General features: G+C 40.4%; 17 protein-coding genes. 4 read left to right on the plus strand and 13 right to left on the minus strand.

Annotation, left to right across the window (positions count from 1 at the left end; all coding sequences use genetic code 11):
• Window positions 1-23 precede the first annotated feature (23 nt).
• Entirely contained in the window at window positions 24-566 is a 543-nt protein-coding gene (locus FLK20_RS10165; protein ID WP_152656445.1) for an NADPH-dependent FMN reductase, read from the plus strand.
• Between the two features lie 530 nt (window positions 567-1,096).
• On the opposite strand, the gene FLK20_RS10170 is transcribed toward FLK20_RS10165, so the two are convergent.
• Window positions 1,097-1,963 (minus strand): LysR family transcriptional regulator, encoded by an 867-nt coding sequence (locus FLK20_RS10170; protein ID WP_152656446.1) that lies wholly within the window; start codon window positions 1,961-1,963, stop codon window positions 1,097-1,099.
• A gap of 129 nt (window positions 1,964-2,092) precedes the next feature.
• Between FLK20_RS10170 and FLK20_RS10175 the strand changes: the two genes are divergently transcribed.
• The 3 genes from FLK20_RS10175 (at window position 2,093) to FLK20_RS10185 (ending at window position 4,166) form a co-directional block, all read left to right on the plus strand.
• Window positions 2,093-2,854 (plus strand): class I SAM-dependent methyltransferase, encoded by a 762-nt coding sequence (locus FLK20_RS10175; protein WP_152656447.1) that lies wholly within the window; start codon window positions 2,093-2,095, stop codon window positions 2,852-2,854.
• Window positions 2,855-3,000: 146 nt separating this feature from the next.
• The gene (locus FLK20_RS10180) at window positions 3,001-3,213 is read left to right on the plus strand and encodes a YuzF family protein (RefSeq protein WP_152656448.1); all 213 of its coding nucleotides are present in this window, start codon (window positions 3,001-3,003) and stop codon (window positions 3,211-3,213) included.
• 62 nt (window positions 3,214-3,275) lie between these two features.
• Complete coding sequence (locus tag FLK20_RS10185) at window positions 3,276-4,166, plus strand: manganese catalase family protein (protein WP_152656449.1); 891 nt, start codon at window positions 3,276-3,278, stop codon at window positions 4,164-4,166.
• Window positions 4,167-4,296: 130 nt separating this feature from the next.
• Here the strand turns inward: FLK20_RS10185 and FLK20_RS10190 are convergent, their stop codons facing one another.
• The 12 genes from FLK20_RS10190 to lspA form a co-directional block, all read right to left on the minus strand.
• Window positions 4,297-4,755, minus strand: coding sequence for an SRPBCC family protein (locus FLK20_RS10190; protein ID WP_152656450.1), 459 nt, complete (start codon window positions 4,753-4,755; stop codon window positions 4,297-4,299).
• A gap of 232 nt (window positions 4,756-4,987) precedes the next feature.
• Window positions 4,988-5,596 (minus strand): orotate phosphoribosyltransferase, encoded by a 609-nt coding sequence (pyrE, locus tag FLK20_RS10195; RefSeq protein ID WP_152656451.1) that lies wholly within the window; start codon window positions 5,594-5,596, stop codon window positions 4,988-4,990.
• Window positions 5,586-6,275, minus strand: a complete 690-nt coding sequence (pyrF, locus tag FLK20_RS10200) for an orotidine-5'-phosphate decarboxylase (RefSeq protein WP_152656452.1) — start codon at window positions 6,273-6,275, stop codon at window positions 5,586-5,588. The genes pyrE and pyrF overlap by 11 nt, the downstream gene beginning before the upstream one ends.
• Entirely contained in the window at window positions 6,272-7,186 is a 915-nt protein-coding gene (locus FLK20_RS10205; RefSeq protein ID WP_152656453.1) for a dihydroorotate dehydrogenase, read from the minus strand. The genes pyrF and FLK20_RS10205 overlap by 4 nt, the downstream gene beginning before the upstream one ends.
• Window positions 7,183-7,938, minus strand: coding sequence for a dihydroorotate dehydrogenase electron transfer subunit (locus FLK20_RS10210; protein ID WP_152656454.1), 756 nt, complete (start codon window positions 7,936-7,938; stop codon window positions 7,183-7,185). Before FLK20_RS10210 ends, FLK20_RS10205 begins: the two co-directional genes overlap by 4 nt.
• A complete protein-coding gene (gene carB / locus FLK20_RS10215; protein ID WP_152656455.1) occupies window positions 7,938-11,138 on the minus strand; it encodes a carbamoyl-phosphate synthase large subunit in 3,201 nt (1,066 codons plus the stop codon). The genes FLK20_RS10210 and carB overlap by 1 nt, the downstream gene beginning before the upstream one ends.
• Window positions 11,131-12,231 (minus strand): carbamoyl phosphate synthase small subunit, encoded by a 1,101-nt coding sequence (locus FLK20_RS10220; protein WP_152656456.1) that lies wholly within the window; start codon window positions 12,229-12,231, stop codon window positions 11,131-11,133. The genes carB and FLK20_RS10220 overlap by 8 nt, the downstream gene beginning before the upstream one ends.
• Window positions 12,224-13,507: a dihydroorotase gene (locus FLK20_RS10225; protein WP_152656457.1), complete on the minus strand. Its 1,284-nt coding sequence runs from the start codon at window positions 13,505-13,507 to the stop codon at window positions 12,224-12,226. Before FLK20_RS10225 ends, FLK20_RS10220 begins: the two co-directional genes overlap by 8 nt.
• Complete coding sequence (locus tag FLK20_RS10230; RefSeq protein ID WP_152656458.1) at window positions 13,464-14,393, minus strand: aspartate carbamoyltransferase catalytic subunit; 930 nt, start codon at window positions 14,391-14,393, stop codon at window positions 13,464-13,466. The genes FLK20_RS10225 and FLK20_RS10230 overlap by 44 nt, the downstream gene beginning before the upstream one ends.
• Before the next feature lie 150 nt (window positions 14,394-14,543).
• The gene (gene pyrR, locus FLK20_RS10235; protein ID WP_152656459.1) at window positions 14,544-15,092 is read right to left on the minus strand and encodes a bifunctional pyr operon transcriptional regulator/uracil phosphoribosyltransferase PyrR; all 549 of its coding nucleotides are present in this window, start codon (window positions 15,090-15,092) and stop codon (window positions 14,544-14,546) included.
• Window positions 15,093-15,256: 164 nt separating this feature from the next.
• Window positions 15,257-16,168, minus strand: coding sequence for an RluA family pseudouridine synthase (locus FLK20_RS10240; RefSeq protein ID WP_152656460.1), 912 nt, complete (start codon window positions 16,166-16,168; stop codon window positions 15,257-15,259).
• A complete protein-coding gene (gene lspA, locus FLK20_RS10245) occupies window positions 16,165-16,635 on the minus strand; it encodes a signal peptidase II (RefSeq protein ID WP_152656461.1) in 471 nt (156 codons plus the stop codon). The genes FLK20_RS10240 and lspA overlap by 4 nt, the downstream gene beginning before the upstream one ends.
• Window positions 16,636-16,833: the final 198 nt, after the last annotated feature.

Raw genomic sequence — 16,833 nt, forward strand, 5'->3', positions numbered from 1 at the left:
TTTTTTCCAGGAGGTTTAAATAAATGAAACTTGTAGGAATATCAGGTGCTCTTGCAGGGGATAAAACATCTATCGTGGTTAACCAGATTTTAGTCCACGCCCGCCGTTTCGATGCATCCATAAAAACAGAATTAGTCGACTTAAAAGATTATGAAATTGACTTTTTTAACGGTGCTCCGTTAGCTGATTATAATGACGATACCTGGAATGCTGTTAAAAAAATTCAATCTGCTGATTTGCTTGTTTTTGGAACACCCATTTATCAAGCATCTATTTCAGGAGCTTTAAAAAATCTGTTCGATCATTTACCAGAATATACCTTCAAACATAAGGTAACAGGGATGGTGGCAACCGGATGGTCAGACAAGCATTTTCTTGTCATGGAATACCATCTAAGATCGGTTCTGTCTTATTTTAAAGGCTTAATGCCAACTGGAAATGTCTTTGTCCATAACGGTGCTTTTAATATGGACAGTGATGAAATTGTGGATGATCGTGTTTTGGAAAGGCTTCAAGTACTTGCAGAGGAAATGGTTTCTTTGCAGCAAGGGATAAAGCATCGGTAATACACCCGTGGGGCACGCAAAAACCTTAAAGAATAAACACTTTATAAGGTGCACAAGTGAAATTTGTACAATATAAAATATATTTGTGATGAGATTTATTCAAAAAGAAAGCTTTGTATCACGGAAAGGAATTGCAACCTTAGCTAATTTGATTCTTTTTGATCGAGCTTTTTGAACACGTACTTTAATAAATATGAAACAATTGTGTAAGCAGGTGACTAACAAACTTATAATTAGTCACCTGCTCTATTTTATCTCATATAAGACTGGCAAGAGCTTTCATGTCGATAGCTTAGTTAAATAGATTCAACATATATTTATTCCAGTTTAATATTTCAACTAAATAATCTGAGTGTTCTTCCATTGTTCCAACAGCAAGTCCGTTTTCCCATACTAATGATTCAAACATTGATTTTGTTGCTGTGATTTGCTCTTCGACCTGCTGCTAGTTTGATTCAAGTTGACGCAGCTTCATGCCACGCCAACTTTCAAATCAAGATTTTAATTTCTTTCAAGAAGTTACATCTCTCTCAATCCGCGATAAAATCATAGTTTTCCAGTAAACGAAGAAAATGATCAACCTGCGGGAGCTGGCGGATTCCTTCCTGAAAGCAGACCCAGGTATCACGTGTCACTGCTTTTTTGTCTAAAAATAAAGGTATATATGGATAGTGCTCTTTCAAATGATTCGAGACACTGCCCGGCAATACAGCCATGCCAATTCCCTGCTTCATAAATTGTTTACAGGTTTCAATCTGGTCTACTGTCATCTTTTTCTGCGGTTTAATATAATTCTGCTGGTCAAATAACCAGCTGTCCACAAGTTCATGCATACTGTCATCGCTTTTAAAGGAGATAATAGATCTTTCTTTTAAGGCATGTTCCGGAAAAGGCTCAGTATCAAAAATATAGAGCGGATCATCAAATAGATGCACAGAAGTCGTTTCTTTTAATTTTTCACCACGAATAATACATACGTGATATTGCTTATGATTTTTTTTAATATTTTCACTGATTCCTGTTACTAAATCAATTGTTACCTTTGGATAGGCAGCAGTGTACTCCCCTAGAATAGCCGGCAGGTAACGCTGACTGATTAGCGAAGAGCAGGCAATCGATAATGTCCCTTGTATTTCTGCTCCTGTCTCCGCCAAACGGTTTTTAAATTGCCGCTCCTTCTCTACCGTTTCTTTGGCATGCTGAATAATTTGTTCTCCGGCCGGTGTCGGCAGCAGCCGCTTCGATGTCCGTATAAATATCGTTTCCCCAAAATAGCCCTCCATGTATTTTAAACGCTGTGTAACTGCCGGCTGGGAAATAAGGATAGCTTTTGCTGTTCCCCTTATTGTGCCGATTTCATAAAGTTTTAACAGGATTTCGTAATCATCCATCCGCATAACAAAAGCCTCCAATAAGTATAGATTATCATTTTTGATTAAAATATAGTATTTTACTTATTTCATTATAGCATATAACATTAATTTAAGAAGATTTTCTCAACCTTATACTGAAAGGAAGTATGTTAAATGGATAAAAAACAATTAAACAAAGAACTATTTACCAAACGAAAAGATGCTTATGTCAACAGCCGCACACACAGTAACCCGGCCGCTTTACAAAAAATCGCTGCGTGGTTAAACCCATCCAGTGAACAAATTATTTTAGATGTTGCGACAGGTGGAGGGCAGGTCGCCAAAACATTAGCTCCCTCCGCCAAACAGGTCATTGCGACCGATTTAACACCGTCTATGCTGACAAATGTCCGAAACAGCATAAATGAGAACGATAACATCTTTTTTATGATTGCTGATGCGGAAGAGCTTCCATTTCTCGATCATTCCTTTGATATTGTCACTTGTCGTATTGCAGCACATCACTTTCCACATCCTGAAAAGTTCATTCAGGAAGCATATCGTGTTTTAAAACCTGGAGGAAAATGCTTATTTGTCGATAATGTTGCTTCAGAGGATGAAGCAGAAGATCAATTTTTAAATCAGCTGGAAGCAATGCGTGATCCAAGCCATGGACGTGCCAAAAAAATTTCAGAATGGAAGAAACTGTTCTCCACATATTCGTTTACTCTTCTGCAGGAGGATATACGAATCAAAGAACTTCCTTTTCAAGACTGGCTCCATCGGACAACAGATACAGAGGAAACACGCCAGCAAGTTATCCAATTTATACAAACAGCTGATGAAAAGCTGCAAAAATGTATCCGTCTACAAAAGGAAAAAGATAGAATTCAATCCTTTGCTATTGATGAGTGGATAAGCATGTGGGAAAAGTAAGTATATACAAATCGAATTACTGGCTGATTTATCACAGACTCCAGGCATTGCACTTTTCAATGAAAAGAAAATTTTAAATAGACAAATACACATTTTTACTTTCATGCATATACTGCTACTGGTTTTGAGAAAAGGAGTGTTGCATAATGAGTAAGAAATGGAGTATCAGTGATCCATTTGTTTATGAAGCATTAACAGAGCTTCAAAATAAACCGCTTGCCGTCCAAACAGTACGAGGCTCTGTACGAGGGGTATTAAAAAGGGTTATGCCGGACTTTATCGTTATCCGTATGGGAGGTTCATCCTTCTATGTCCGGACAGCTCAAATCATCTGGTTTCATGAAGTAAAGGATGCATAAACCAAGCTCTATCCAACATACGATAGTAAGGCTTATCATTTACGGATGGAGGCATAAAACTTATGATGAAACGTGTGAATAAGATCGCTATCGATCTGCCTGTTCCAGAGCATGGTGATATGAACGCCGCTGCCGCAGTTCAGGAGCTAATGGGAGGCAAATTTGGTGAAATGTCCACATTGAATAATTATATGTTTCAATCTTTTAATTTTCGGGGCAAACAAAAGCTAAAGCCTTTCTATGATTTAATTGCAAGTATTACAGCTGAAGAATTTGGTCATGTTGAATTAGTTGCCAATGCGATTAATCTGCTGTCTATTGGCAATACAGTTCCCGGTGATCCCGACACTGCTCCTTTACAAAATGGAAAAGATGCCCGTTACTCCACCCATTTTACAACCACTGCTCAAACAGCCTATCCGGGAGACGGAATGGGAAGACCATGGAATGGATCTTATGTAAATAATAGTGGCACACTCGTCGAAGATCTTCTTGCTAATTATTTACTGGAAATCGGTGCGAGAAACCACAAGATGCGTGTGTATGAAATGACGACACATCCAACGGCATTAGAAATGATCGGCTACTTACTTGTTCGTGGCGGGACACATATTATTGCTTATGCAAAAGCAATTGAAGTAGCTACAGGAGTAAACGTTGGTAAAATGCTGCCTGTTCCAAGCCTGGATAATAACCAGTTTGATTACGCAAGAAAATTCATGGATCAAGGACTGTATAACGTGCTGTATACATGGGGAGAGAAAGATTATCGGGATATCAACCAGATTTGGAAAGGAGAAAATCCGGAAACTGGTGAAACGTTAAAAGTAATTGACGGTATGCCTGAAGGAGCTGCTGTACCTGATTTTCCAGAGCTTCCAGAGCAATTTGCACCGGGGATTGATCTGGATGACTACCATCGGATTTTAAAACGATTAAAGAGTAGTATGTAATTAAAATCAAACCTGCTAAGTTTGTCCACCAATCTTAGCAGGTTAGTTACATTTTCTTCAGACTCTTTATATATTTGCAACCGTAGACGCTCCTCTTCAGCATTTAATTCCATCACTATTGAGACGGTACTTACTTCTCCAAATACGCAATAAGCTGATCCAAATCTTTTGCACAAGCCTTTTTAAAACTTCCTGCCATCATTTTACCGAAAAATCTAGATAATCCAGTAAGTCCATTTATCTCTCCATGCAGGATAATTTCTGTATGTGTCATGTCACCCGCTGAAGCAAGCTGATAAGTAAATATAAATTCTCCTTTACCTGTTGTTCCTTTTGTCCCATCACAACGCAGTACAATCTTACTAGGCTCATCTATCTCAACAACCTCAAAATGTTCTGTAGCCTCTTTTCCGAACATCTTTCTTGTTTCCCTCCACCTGCTTCCCGCTTCCAGTGGCCCCTCATCCAAACGCTCTATTCTTACCAATCCCTGCATCCACTGTTTCGCAGCTTCGAGATCCAATAAACTGTTATAAGTATCTTCTCTGGATACCTGAACAGTTCTTTTCAATTCAAAATGTATACTCAAGCTTAAGACCTCCTATCAAAATAAAAATCGTCATTCACCTGATATTTCTAATCTTTTTCAGGCTATGTCGGCCATGCTTAATCAACCCATCAAAATCCTTTAGTCCACGTTAATTAAAACCGTGGCGTTCGCTATCTGCGAATAATAGCTAACGACACCTCATTTTTATAAGCTTTTAACAAGAAAATAAAGGATGTAAAACCATTTCACGTTTCACATCCTTTATTTTCTCTTATAATTCACTTCTCCAGGCAAGTACCGTCTCTTTTTCTTTCTCTGTAAGTTTATTTTCTGCTAACAGTAATTCTAACAGCTGATCAAAGCCGCTGATCGATTGATAGGAGAAGCCAGCTTCCGCAAATGCTTCCTGTGCTCTTGGCAGCCCATAAGTGAAAATGGAATATACTGCTGTAATTTCAGCACCTTCCTGCTCGAGCACCTGTGCAGATTGAATCGATGATCCGCCGGTGGAAATCAGATCCTCAATAACGAGTACCTTTTTCCCTTCCACAGATGCACCTTCAATCTGATTGCCTTTCCCATGTCCTTTTGGTTTAGAACGTACATACACCATTGGTAAATCAAGCTCTGCTGCCAGCCAGGCTGCATGCGAAATGCCGGCAGTTGCGCAGCCGGCAATTACTTCTGGCTTTGTATCACTATTTTTCACCATTTCGGCAAATGCCTTCACAATTTTTTTTCGGACAGCAGGATAACTCATGGTTAAACGGTTGTCACAATAGATAGGTGATTTTAATCCGGATGTCCATGTGAAATAGTTATCTACGCTTAATTGTACTGCTCCAATTGCTAATAAATCTTTTGTTATATTACTCTCCATGCTGCCACTCCTTCATTACTTGTTCATATGCTTTTCTCGGATTTTCTGCTTTTGTAATACTTCTGCCGACAACCAGAAAATCACTGCCAAGTTTTTTGGCAGTTTCAGGAGTTGCCACACGCTTCTGATCATCTTGCGAAGAATCAGCCAGGCGGATACCAGGCGTTATCGATAAAAAGTCTTTGCCCAAGTGCTTTTTAATCAGCGGCACCTCATGAACAGAGCTGACAACGCCATCTGCTCCGGCTTCTTTTGCTAGAGATGCAAAACGGATGACATTCTCTTCTACATTTCCCGGTAAGCCAAGTTCCTGCCCTAAAGTATTATCATCCATCGAAGTAAGTATTGTCACTGCCATCAGTTTGGTAGATGAACCTGCCAAGCCTTGCTTTGCCTGATATATCATTTCTTTACCGCCAATAGCATGTGTTGTTACTAAATCCACATTTAAAGCAGCAATATTTTTCATAGCCTGATGAACGGTATTGGGAATATCGTGAAGCTTTAAATCAAGAAAGATCGGGTGATTATCGGCCTGCAATTTTTCAATAATTGCCGTACCCTCCCGATAAAAAAGCTCCATGCCTACCTTTACAGGAACACCTGCTAAATCATTTTCTTTTAAAAACCGTTCTGTTTCTGTCCACGTTGGAAAATCTAATGCAACAAAGACGCTCATACCTGCACACTCCTTCTATCAATCACATCTTGGACAGAGGTATATTGATATTTGGTTAATGTTTCTGGAAGTGCATCAATGATATCTACACAGGCAAAAGGGTTTTGGAAATTTGCCGTACCGACTGCAACTGCATCTGCACCAGCCTGTAAGAATTCCAGTACATCCTCTGCCGTAGAAATACCGCCCATGCCAATGATCGGAATCGATACCTGCTGCCGCACTTCATAAATCATCCGGATCGCAATTGGTTTAATGGCTGCTCCTGATAATCCACCTGTCTGATTGGCAATCAGCGGCTTCCCGGTTGGCAGATGAAGCTTCATTCCTGTTAATGTATTAATCATCGACAGTCCGTCAGCTCCAGCCTCCTCCACTGCTTTTGCCATCTCAACAATATTTGTCACATTAGGTGACAGCTTTACATACAAAGGAAGATTACTTACCTCTTTTACTGCTGCTGTAACCTTTTTAGCCATGTCCGGATCGGTTCCAAATTGAATGCCGCCCTCTTTTACATTAGGGCAGGATATATTTAATTCCAACGCATGAACATCTTTAGTCTGATTAAATGCTTCGGCAACAAAAATATATTCCTCTAAAGAACTCCCTGCAATATTTGCAATAATAGACATATCATATTCTGCCAGTCTAGGAACCTCATCTGCAATAATTCTTTCTACACCCGGGTTTTGCAACCCAATCGCATTTAACATGCCTGAGGAGGTTTCTGCCACCCGCGGGGTAGGATTTCCAAAGCGTTCAAATTGCGTTGCCGCCTTCATCATTATAGCACCTAAACGGCTTAAATCATAGAATTCACTGTACTCCTTGCCAAATCCAAAGCAGCCTGATGCCGGCATAACCGGATTTTTTAAAGTCAGTCCAGGTAATTTTACCTCCAGGTTCATAAAATAACCTCCTGTGCAGAAAATACTGGTCCATCACTGCAAATCTTCTTGTAGCTGTTATCCACTGTCGGCAGCACACATGCCATGCATGCACCGACCCCGCAGCCCATTCTCTCTTCCAGGGACACTTTCCCCTTCGAATCTTTTAATTCAGTTGTCACTGCCCGAAGCATTGGCAGCGGTCCACAGCTGAAATATTGATCAAAAGCGCCAACTTCCGGGAATACATGTGTTACAAACCCTTGATACCCATAGGAACCATCATTGGTAACCACATATGTTTCTGCTATTTCCTTAAATGCTTCTTCATAAAAAACATAGTCCTTTGATTGAAAGCCTAAAACTGCAATAAGATCCACGTTCTTTTCACTTAAACGTTTCGCAAAATGATAGATAGGAGGAACACCGATTCCTCCACCTACTAACAGGACACGTTCTCCATCTTTTACATCGTCGATAGAAAAGCCATTTCCATTCGGACCAAGCACATTGATTGTCATTCCAGGCTGATAAGCAGCTAATGCTTTTGTTCCATCTCCAACAATTTTGAATAAAATCGTAACTGTTCCTGCCTGTGGATCTACTTTTGCAATAGAAATTGGTCTTCTTAAGGTAAAGCCGGAGACAAGCAAATGTAAGAATTGTCCCGGAACTGTTTGTTTACTAACCTCTGGCTGATACAATTCCATTTCAATTGTCTCTTTCGCAATAAATTCAACGGATAGTACTTTCATTTCATATTTTTTCTTCATCATTGTATCACCTTTTGCTTACTGATTGGTTTTGCTGTAAATGTTGTAGAGTCAATTACATTAATAATCGCATTGACTGTATCCAGGTTTGTTAAGCAGGCGATCCCATGCTCTACTGCTGCACGACGGATTAAGAAACCATCTGACCTGGGCTTTTGTCCGGAATTAAGTGTATTAATAACAAATTGTACTTTTCCTTCATCGATGATCGAAAGCACATTCGGTCCTTCTAATCCAACCTTACCTACCTTCACAACTGGAATATCTCCTTGTTCACAGATATAAGCTGCTGTACCCTCTGTTGCATAAAGTACAAATCCAAGCTGATGGAATCGTTCGGCTGCTTCCAGCATTTCTGCCTTATCTTTATCAGCAACTGTTAATAGCACACCGCCTTCTTGCGGAACTTTTAATCCGGCAGCGATCAATCCTTTATATAATGCTTTTTCTAATGTTTTATCGTAGCCGATTGCTTCTCCGGTAGATTTCATTTCCGGTCCAAGAATCGTATCCACACTGTGCAGCTTTTCAAAAGAGAATACCGGAATTTTCACAGAAACAAGCTCCTGTTCAGGTAAAATAGCTGTTTCATAGCCCATATCGGATAATTGCTCCCCTAATATACACTTGGTCGCAATGTTTGCCATCGTTATACCAGTAATTTTACTTAAGAAAGGAATCGTTCGGCTGGCTCTTGGATTTACTTCAAGTACGTAAACATCTTCACCGCGGATAATGAACTGGATATTGATTAATCCTTTTACATTTAGTGCTTTTGAGATTTTAACCGCAGCATCTAAACATTTTTCTTTCACAGATTCACTTAAGCGCTGGGTCGGGTATACGGCCATGGAGTCACCAGAGTGAACACCGGCACGTTCAATATGCTCCATAATTCCAGGAATAATTGTTGTTTCCCCATCACTGATCGCATCTACCTCTGCTTCCATCCCAGTCAAATATTTATCTATTAAAATGGGATGTGCGGAGTCAATATGATCTGACTTCGCTAAATAATTCTCTAACTCTTGTTCACTATAAACAATTTCCATCCGGCTTCCGCCAATGACATAAGAAGGACGGACAAGGACCGGATAGCCTATTTTGTTTGCTGTTTCAATGGCCTGGTCGAGCTTTGGCACTGCTTTTCCCTGTGGACGGAGTAAATCAAGCTCATCTAATAAAACTTCAAATTTATCACGATCCTCCGCACGGTCAATTGCTTCCAGACCTGTTCCTAAAATTTTTACACCGCGGCGCTCCAGCCCGGCAGCAAGGTTAATGGCTGTTTGACCGCCGAACTGTACAATAACGCCTTCTGGTTTTTCCAGTTCAATTACATGCATGACGTCCTCTAACGTGAGCGGCTCAAAATAAAGCTTATCGGATATCGTGAAATCGGTAGATACCGTTTCCGGGTTATTATTCATAATAATAGCTTCATAGCCGAGCTCTTTAATCGCCAATACAGAATGAACCGTTGCATAATCAAATTCAATCCCTTGACCAATTCGGATGGGACCGGAGCCGAGCACTAAGATTTTCTTCCGGCCAGTTACCGCAGATTCATTTTCCGATTCATACGTACTGTAGAAATACGGTGTTTCCGATTCAAATTCTGCTGCACATGTGTCTACCATCTTATAAACCGGGAGGATATTTTTTTCTTTTCTTAATGCATACACCTCATCCAGGGAAATATCCCAAAGACGGGCGATTTGGGCATCTGCAAAACCTGATTCCTTTGCTTGTTTTAACACAGCAATATCATGCTTGTTTTTGATTAATGCTTTTTCTATTTCAATTATTTTATTTAAGCTGTTTAAGAAAAAGCGGTCGATTTTTGTGATAGCAAAGATTTCATCCAGGGAATAACCTCTGCGCAGTGCTTCAGCTAACAGGAAAATACGTTCATCATCTGCACGCTTCAAACGTTTATTCAATGTGTCTTCATCTATTTCTTCTGCTTTGGCAAGGTAAAGCTCCTCCGTTCCCATTTCCAGGGAACGTACACCTTTCAGTAATGATTCTTCCAGATTACGGCCAATGGCCATTACCTCCCCGGTTGCCTTCATTTGCGTTCCTAAACGACGGTCTCCTGAGGTAAATTTATCAAATGGAAACCGCGGGAATTTCGTTACAACATAATCCAATGCCGGTTCAAACATGGCATAGGTTTTACCGGTAATTGGATTAATGATTTCATCCAATGTGTAACCGACTGCAATTTTCGCTGCAATTTTGGCAATGGGATAACCCGTTGCTTTAGAAGCCAGGGCTGATGAACGGCTGACACGCGGGTTCACTTCAATGATATAGTATTGGAAGCTATATGGATCAAGCGCCAGCTGAACATTACAGCCACCTTCAATTTCTAAAGCACGAATAATTTTTAAGGAAGCATTACGTAACATATGATATTCACGGTCACTTAATGTCTGTGATGGTGCAACAACAATAGAATCCCCGGTATGAATTCCTACCGGGTCAATGTTTTCCATGTTACAAACTACAATTGCCTGATCCTTATGATCACGCATCACTTCATATTCAATCTCTTTAAAACCGGCAATATTCCGTTCGATTAGGCATTGATTAACCGGAGAAAGTACAAGTCCGTTATGTGTAATTTCACGGAGCTCTTCCTCATTATAGCACATTCCTCCACCTGTACCGCCAAGGGTATATGCCGGACGGACAATTAATGGGTAGCCAATTACATTCGCAAAAGCTACAGCCTCATCTACGGTATGTACAATTTCACTTTCAGGTACCGGTTCATTTAATTCATTCATCAAAGTACGGAACAGTTCTCTATCCTCTGCTTTTTGAATCGATTCTGGTGCTGTTCCCAGCAGCTGTACATGATGCTCTTTTAAAGTTCCTTTACGGACAAGCTCCATGGCAAGATTTAGGCCAGTTTGTCCGCCAAGCGTGGGCAGAATAGCATCCGGACGCTCTTTACGAATGATTTTTGTTAAAAATTCTTCGGTTAAAGGTTCCATATATACTTTATCTGCAACTGCATTATCTGTCATAATCGTTGCCGGGTTAGAGTTAGCCAGGATAACATCGTACCCTTCTTCTCTTAATGCCTGACAAGCCTGTGTTCCAGAATAATCAAACTCTGCTGCTTGTCCAATAACAATTGGACCGGATCCAATGACGAGAATTTTTTGAATATCTGTACGTTTAGGCATGAATATGAACCTCCTGCTTCTTCACTTGCTGCTTAATCAGCTCTAAAAATTCATCAAATAAATAATTTGTATCCTCCGGTCCTGGAGATGCTTCCGGATGGTACTGTACGGAAAACGCAGGGTAAGTGGTATGTCTTACCCCTTCTACTGTTCCATCATTGATGGCAACCTGTGTTAATTCAAGTCCTGTATTGTCTAAAGTAGCCGGATTCACCGCATAACTATGGTTTTGGGAAGTCAGGTACGTTTTACCGGTTTTTAAATCTTTTACCGGATGATTCGCTCCCCGATGCCCAAATTTCATTTTCTCTGTATCAGCTCCACAAGCCAAGGACAGAAGCTGATGTCCAAGGCAGATTCCGAATATCGGCACCTGCCCTAAAATCCCTTTAACCATATCAATTGCTTCTGGTACATCCTTTGGATCTCCCGGTCCGTTGGTCAGCATAATACCGTCCGGACGCAGACGCAGAATATCCTCTGCATGATAGTTATAAGGTACAACGGTAATTTGACAATCACGTTTTGTTAATTCACGAAGAATTCCATGCTTTGCGCCAAAATCTACTAATACGATACGGCTTCCCCGGCCCGGAACTACATAAGGCTTGCTTGTTGATGTCTGCTTTACCTGATCCGTCCGGAATACAGCCGTTCTTAAGTTTTCTAATGCTTGCCCGATATCTTCGCCGGCAGCAATAATAGCTGCCTTCATTGTTCCATGCTTACGAATAATGCGTGTTAATTTTCTTGTATCAATTCCGGCAATGCCCGGAATATTGTTCGCCTTCAAGAAACTGTCAATTGTCTCTTCATTTCGGAAGTTGGAAGGCTGCTCACTATACTCTTTCACAATTAAACCGTGAATAAAGGGGGTAACCGTTTCATAATCATCTCTGTTTATCCCATAGTTGCCGATTAAAGGATATGTCATCGTTACAAATTGTCCACAATAACTAGGATCTGTAATAACTTCCTGATATCCAGTCATTCCAGTATTAAATACAATCTCTCCATTTGAAGCCTCTTCGCTTCCAAAACCGTATCCATCGAAAACTGTTCCATCTTCCAAAATCAAGTGACATTTACGCATCGCTGTCCTCCTTAAATACGACTTTACCGTTTACCATTGTCAAGACTGGAAATCCTGTTACCTCCCAGCCATGGAATGGAGTGTTTTTACCTTTAGAAGCAAATTGATAACGATCAATTTTTGCTGTTTTTTCCAAATCAATAATTGTTAAATCTGCAGCTGCACCTTCTTCCATTGTTCCATAAGGAAGTCCGAAAACATCTGCCGGTTTTTTTGTCATTCTATCAATTAATTCATATAAGTTTAAAACATCTTTCTGTACTAAATGTGTGTACAGCAATGGAAAGGCCGTCTCTAATCCAACAATACCAAATGGCGCTTCTAAGAATCCATTTGCTTTTTCTTCCTCGCCGTGAGGAGCATGATCTGTTGCGATAAAATCAAGTGTTCCATCTAAAAGGCCTTCGATAAGTGCTTGCTGGTCATCTGTTCCTCTGAGCGGCGGGTTCATCTTAAAATGTGCATCATTTTCAAGAATATCTGTTTCATTTAGAATCAGGTGATGCGGTGAAACCTCTGCAGTTACCTTTATTCCTGCTTTTTTCGCATCACGAATCACACGGACAGATTCCTTTGTGCTGACATGACATACATGGTAGTGGCAATCAGCTGCTTCTGCTAATAAAACATCTCTGGCAATTTGCACAGATTCACTTAGGGATGGGATTCCTGGAAGATTGAGCCGCTTGCTTACCTCTCCATCATGTGTCACCCCGCCATAAACAATGGAGTTATCTTCACAATGAGCAACAATTGCCGCACCACAGGCAGCTGCCTCCTTCATAGCCTGAAGCATTTGATTAGCTGTCTGAATACCTACACCGTCATCTGTAAAAGCAAATGCACCTTGCTCAAACAGCTCTTTAATATTTGTACGTTCTTCCCCTTTTAATCCTTTGGTGATGGATGCATATGGAAGAACCCGAACGACAGCATCCTCCTTAAATTTATGCTGCAGCTGTTCCAGCGTATCGACATTATCAGGAACCGGGTTCGTGTTCGGCATAGAACAAACGGTTGTAAATCCGCCTTTTGCTGCAGATTGTGTGCCTGTTGCGATCGTCTCTTTATATTCACCGCCCGGTTCGCGTAAATGAATATGCACGTCTATCAGACCTGGGGATACAAGATTATTTTTTGCATCAATGGTTTGATCAGCCTGTTCGGTTATTTCAGGAGCTACCTTCCGTATTTTGCCGTCTTCAATCAAAATCTCACAGTCTATCAGTTCATTAGATGATGTTAAGCGCTTTGCATTCGTTAATATCGTTCTCATTAATAATCCCCCATTCTTTCAGTACATGTATTAAAATAGCCATTCTGACGTAGACGCCATTTTCCATTTGTTTAAAAATACGTGACTGTTTACTCTCAACAAGCCTTGTATCAATCTCGACTCCTCTATTAATTGGAGCAGGATGCATAATAATAGCATGCTTTTGCATTCTTGCTGCTCTTTCCATTGTTAATCCATAAAGAGAGAGATAATCATCCGTTTCGGTTTTATGAATATGACGCTCATGCTGAATTCTTAATAACATTAATGCATCTGCAATTTCTACCGCTTCATCCATTGTAATATATGGAAAAGGCAGTGAGTGATCTTCAAACCCCGGTGCTGCACTAAAATAAACATCAGCTCCCAGTTTTTCCAGAGCACGTGCATTTGACTTCGCTACACGACTGTGTATAATATCACCTGCGATAACAACCTTTTTCCCTTCAACGTTTCCAAATTCCTGGTACATTGTCAGTAAATCCAGCATGCACTGTGTTGGATGCTCTTCCTTTCCTGAGCCTGCATTGAAGACAGGAATATTCAGTTGCCCCTCTTCTTCAATTTCATCCATCCAATAATCAGATGGATGACGGACAACTAGGAAATCCGCACCTATCGCTTCAAAGGTTTTCGCTGTGTCATACAATGACTCGCCTTTTATCAGGCTCGACCCTTCTTCATACAAATTCAGTACTTCTAAACCAAGCTTTCTCTGGGCAACCTCAAAACTCATTTTAGTTCGTGTGCTAGGTTCAAAAAAAAGATTTGCAGCAAATAACTGTTTATTAATGGTTTTTGGTGATTTTCTTATTAATTCAGCTTCTTTAAGAATTTGATTCATCGTTTCCTTCGAAAGTTGTTGCATCGAAATAAAATGTTTCACGATTCATCTCTCCCTTTTCGGTGTCATTTTTTATATTTATTAATTAAAAAACTCCCTGCAAAAGGCTGCAGAGAGTCAGACGAATACCTGAAATAAGCATCCGCGTTCCTTAACAACCTTTCAAATCTCTCTGGATCTGATTAAAAGTTATCATGTATTCTTTTCATAAATAGATACAAGATCAATTTTGTCTTCTTCACTCAGCTGGACAACAACTATTTCTTGTTCAGCAGTAGGAATATTCTTACCTACATAGTCAGCCCGAATAGGCAGCTCACGGTGTCCCCGGTCTACTAAAGCACCAAGCTGAATCGTTGCCGGTCTGCCGACATCCATCACTGCATCCATTGCCGCACGGACAGTTCTTCCTGTATAAAGAACATCATCAATCAGAATCACCTGTTTGTTTGTTATATCCATGTCAATGGAAACCGAGTTGATTTGCGGGTCCTCATGATTACTTTTTTTCTCCAAGTCATCCCGGTACATCGTAATATCCAATTCGCCAAAAGGAACCTCAATCGCTTCAATCTGTTTGATTTTTTCCTGAATAATTTTTGCCAGCGGAACACCTCTTGTTTTGATTCCAATTAAAACAAGGTTCTCTCCACCTTTATTCTTTTCCAGAATCTCATGGGACATTCTGGTCAATGCTCTATTTATTGCAGCAGCATCGAGAATCTCTGTTTTTTTCTTCATCTTAGCCCGCTCCTTCCGTACAAAAAAGCCCTTTTCCTGCTGATGGAAAAGGGCATACGCATACCATAAGTAAACTAGCTATTCGTATCCTTCCTAGCCTCACAGGACTATTTTTAAAGGTCTTCGTTTGTTCTTCCTTAGTATGTCAGAATATGACGGGTCTGTCAATACATTTTGCGGATTTGGTCAAGTGTTTCTGTAAAGACGGCAGGTGGTGCAGCTTCAAATTCCATCTGCTCCCCTGTTCTTGGATGTATAAAAGCAATTTGCTTCGCATGCAGTGCCTGACCGTGTACATCTAATGACTTCCGCTGTCCATACTTCGGATCACCTACAAGTGGAAAACCAATATATTGCATATGAACCCGTATTTGATGCGTTCTTCCTGTTTCCAGCTGACATTCCACATAGGTGTACTTCGGAAAACGCTCCAGCACACGGAAATGTGTTACGGCTGGTTTTCCACTTTCGACAATTCCCATTTTTTGACGATCTTTCGGATCTCTGCCGATAGGTGCATCAATCAATCCAGTCTCATGACCAATTTCCCCATGAACAATTGCTTCATAGATCCTTTTTAATTGCTTTTCCTGCAGCTGCTTTGATAAATGCTGATGCGCAAAATCATTTTTGGCTACAACTAACAGCCCGCTGGTGTCCATATCAATCCGGTGTACAATTCCGGGGCGCTCCACACCGTTGATACCAGATAAATCCTTACAATGGTACAATAATGCATGTACTAGCGTTCCCGTATGGTGTCCTGCGGAAGGATGGACAACCATTCCTTTCGCCTTGTTAACCACCAGCAGATCCTCATCCTCATAGACAATGTCCAAAGGAATATTCTCCGGCTCCAGTACAAGCGGCTTTGTTTCTGGAATTTCCCAGGTGATCATATCACCTGTTTGGCATTTTTGATTTGCTTTTACGACTTCATCATTCAGTTTCACATTGCCTTCTTCAATCCAGCCTTGAATTTGCGAACGTGAATGGTCATGCAATAAATCAGATAGAATTTTATCCACTCTTTTTTTATGCTCTGTTTCTGATACTGTGTGCTGGTTTACTGTCATTTTTTCGCTTTCCCCCGCTTTCTCTCATCCATTATAATTGCAATCATTACAATCACTACACCAATTGTCAGTGAAGCATCAGCGACATTGAATATCGGAAAATTATAATTAAAAATATAGAAGTTTGCAAAATCTACTACTTCTTGAAATAAGATACGATCGATGAAATTCCCGATCGCTCCGCCTATCAATACACCAACTCCTGCAGCAATCAGGCGATCTTGTTTTCCATGTGTATGTAAAAAGTAAATTAATCCGGCAATCACAATAACTGTAATGATATAAAATAGCATCATCTGCCCTTCTAAAATACCCCACGCAGCTCCCGAATTCCGATGTGAGGTAATATAGAAGAAGTCATTAATAATTGGTATCGATTCACCTATTTCCATTTTTGTTGCAACTAGCCACTTTGTCCATTGGTCTATTCCAATTAAGATAATGGCAATAAGATAGTATCTCCACATGTTCATTTCTCCAATCTAAGGAAGTCTTTTTTTACACTTTAAGAAAGTATAAAAAGATCAAGGAATAAAGTACGACGGACACAATGTCCTAGTATCGGCGCTGGTCGCACAATGGGACTAAACTGAGCCGGCGAAAGTGCAACGCTTTTTATAAGGTGAATAATCGCAACCCCAATGTTTTTTCGGTGGGACGAGTAA

It is taken from the genome of Oceanobacillus sp. CFH 90083, from assembly GCF_009389585.1.
Taxonomy (GTDB): domain Bacteria; phylum Bacillota; class Bacilli; order Bacillales; family Amphibacillaceae; genus Oceanobacillus.

Coding starts and splice junctions, on each gene's coding strand:
- FLK20_RS10165 (WP_152656445.1), top strand. CDS start 24: ATGAAACTTGTAGGAATATCAGGTGCTCTTGCAGGGGATAAAACATCT.
- FLK20_RS10170 (WP_152656446.1), bottom strand. CDS start 1,963: ATGCGGATGGATGATTACGAAATCCTGTTAAAACTTTATGAAATCGGC.
- FLK20_RS10175 (WP_152656447.1), top strand. CDS start 2,093: ATGGATAAAAAACAATTAAACAAAGAACTATTTACCAAACGAAAAGAT.
- FLK20_RS10180 (WP_152656448.1), top strand. CDS start 3,001: ATGAGTAAGAAATGGAGTATCAGTGATCCATTTGTTTATGAAGCATTA.
- FLK20_RS10185 (WP_152656449.1), top strand. CDS start 3,276: ATGATGAAACGTGTGAATAAGATCGCTATCGATCTGCCTGTTCCAGAG.
- pyrE (WP_152656451.1), bottom strand. CDS start 5,596: ATGGAGAGTAATATAACAAAAGATTTATTAGCAATTGGAGCAGTACAA.
- pyrF (WP_152656452.1), bottom strand. CDS start 6,275: ATGAGCGTCTTTGTTGCATTAGATTTTCCAACGTGGACAGAAACAGAA.
- FLK20_RS10205 (WP_152656453.1), bottom strand. CDS start 7,186: ATGAACCTGGAGGTAAAATTACCTGGACTGACTTTAAAAAATCCGGTT.
- FLK20_RS10210 (WP_152656454.1), bottom strand. CDS start 7,938: ATGAAGAAAAAATATGAAATGAAAGTACTATCCGTTGAATTTATTGCG.
- carB (WP_152656455.1), bottom strand. CDS start 11,138: ATGCCTAAACGTACAGATATTCAAAAAATTCTCGTCATTGGATCCGGT.
- FLK20_RS10220 (WP_152656456.1), bottom strand. CDS start 12,231: ATGCGTAAATGTCACTTGATTTTGGAAGATGGAACAGTTTTCGATGGA.
- FLK20_RS10225 (WP_152656457.1), bottom strand. CDS start 13,507: ATGAGAACGATATTAACGAATGCAAAGCGCTTAACATCATCTAATGAA.
- pyrR (WP_152656459.1), bottom strand. CDS start 15,092: ATGAAGAAAAAAACAGAGATTCTCGATGCTGCTGCAATAAATAGAGCA.
- FLK20_RS10240 (WP_152656460.1), bottom strand. CDS start 16,168: ATGACAGTAAACCAGCACACAGTATCAGAAACAGAGCATAAAAAAAGA.
- lspA (WP_152656461.1), bottom strand. CDS start 16,635: ATGTGGAGATACTATCTTATTGCCATTATCTTAATTGGAATAGACCAA.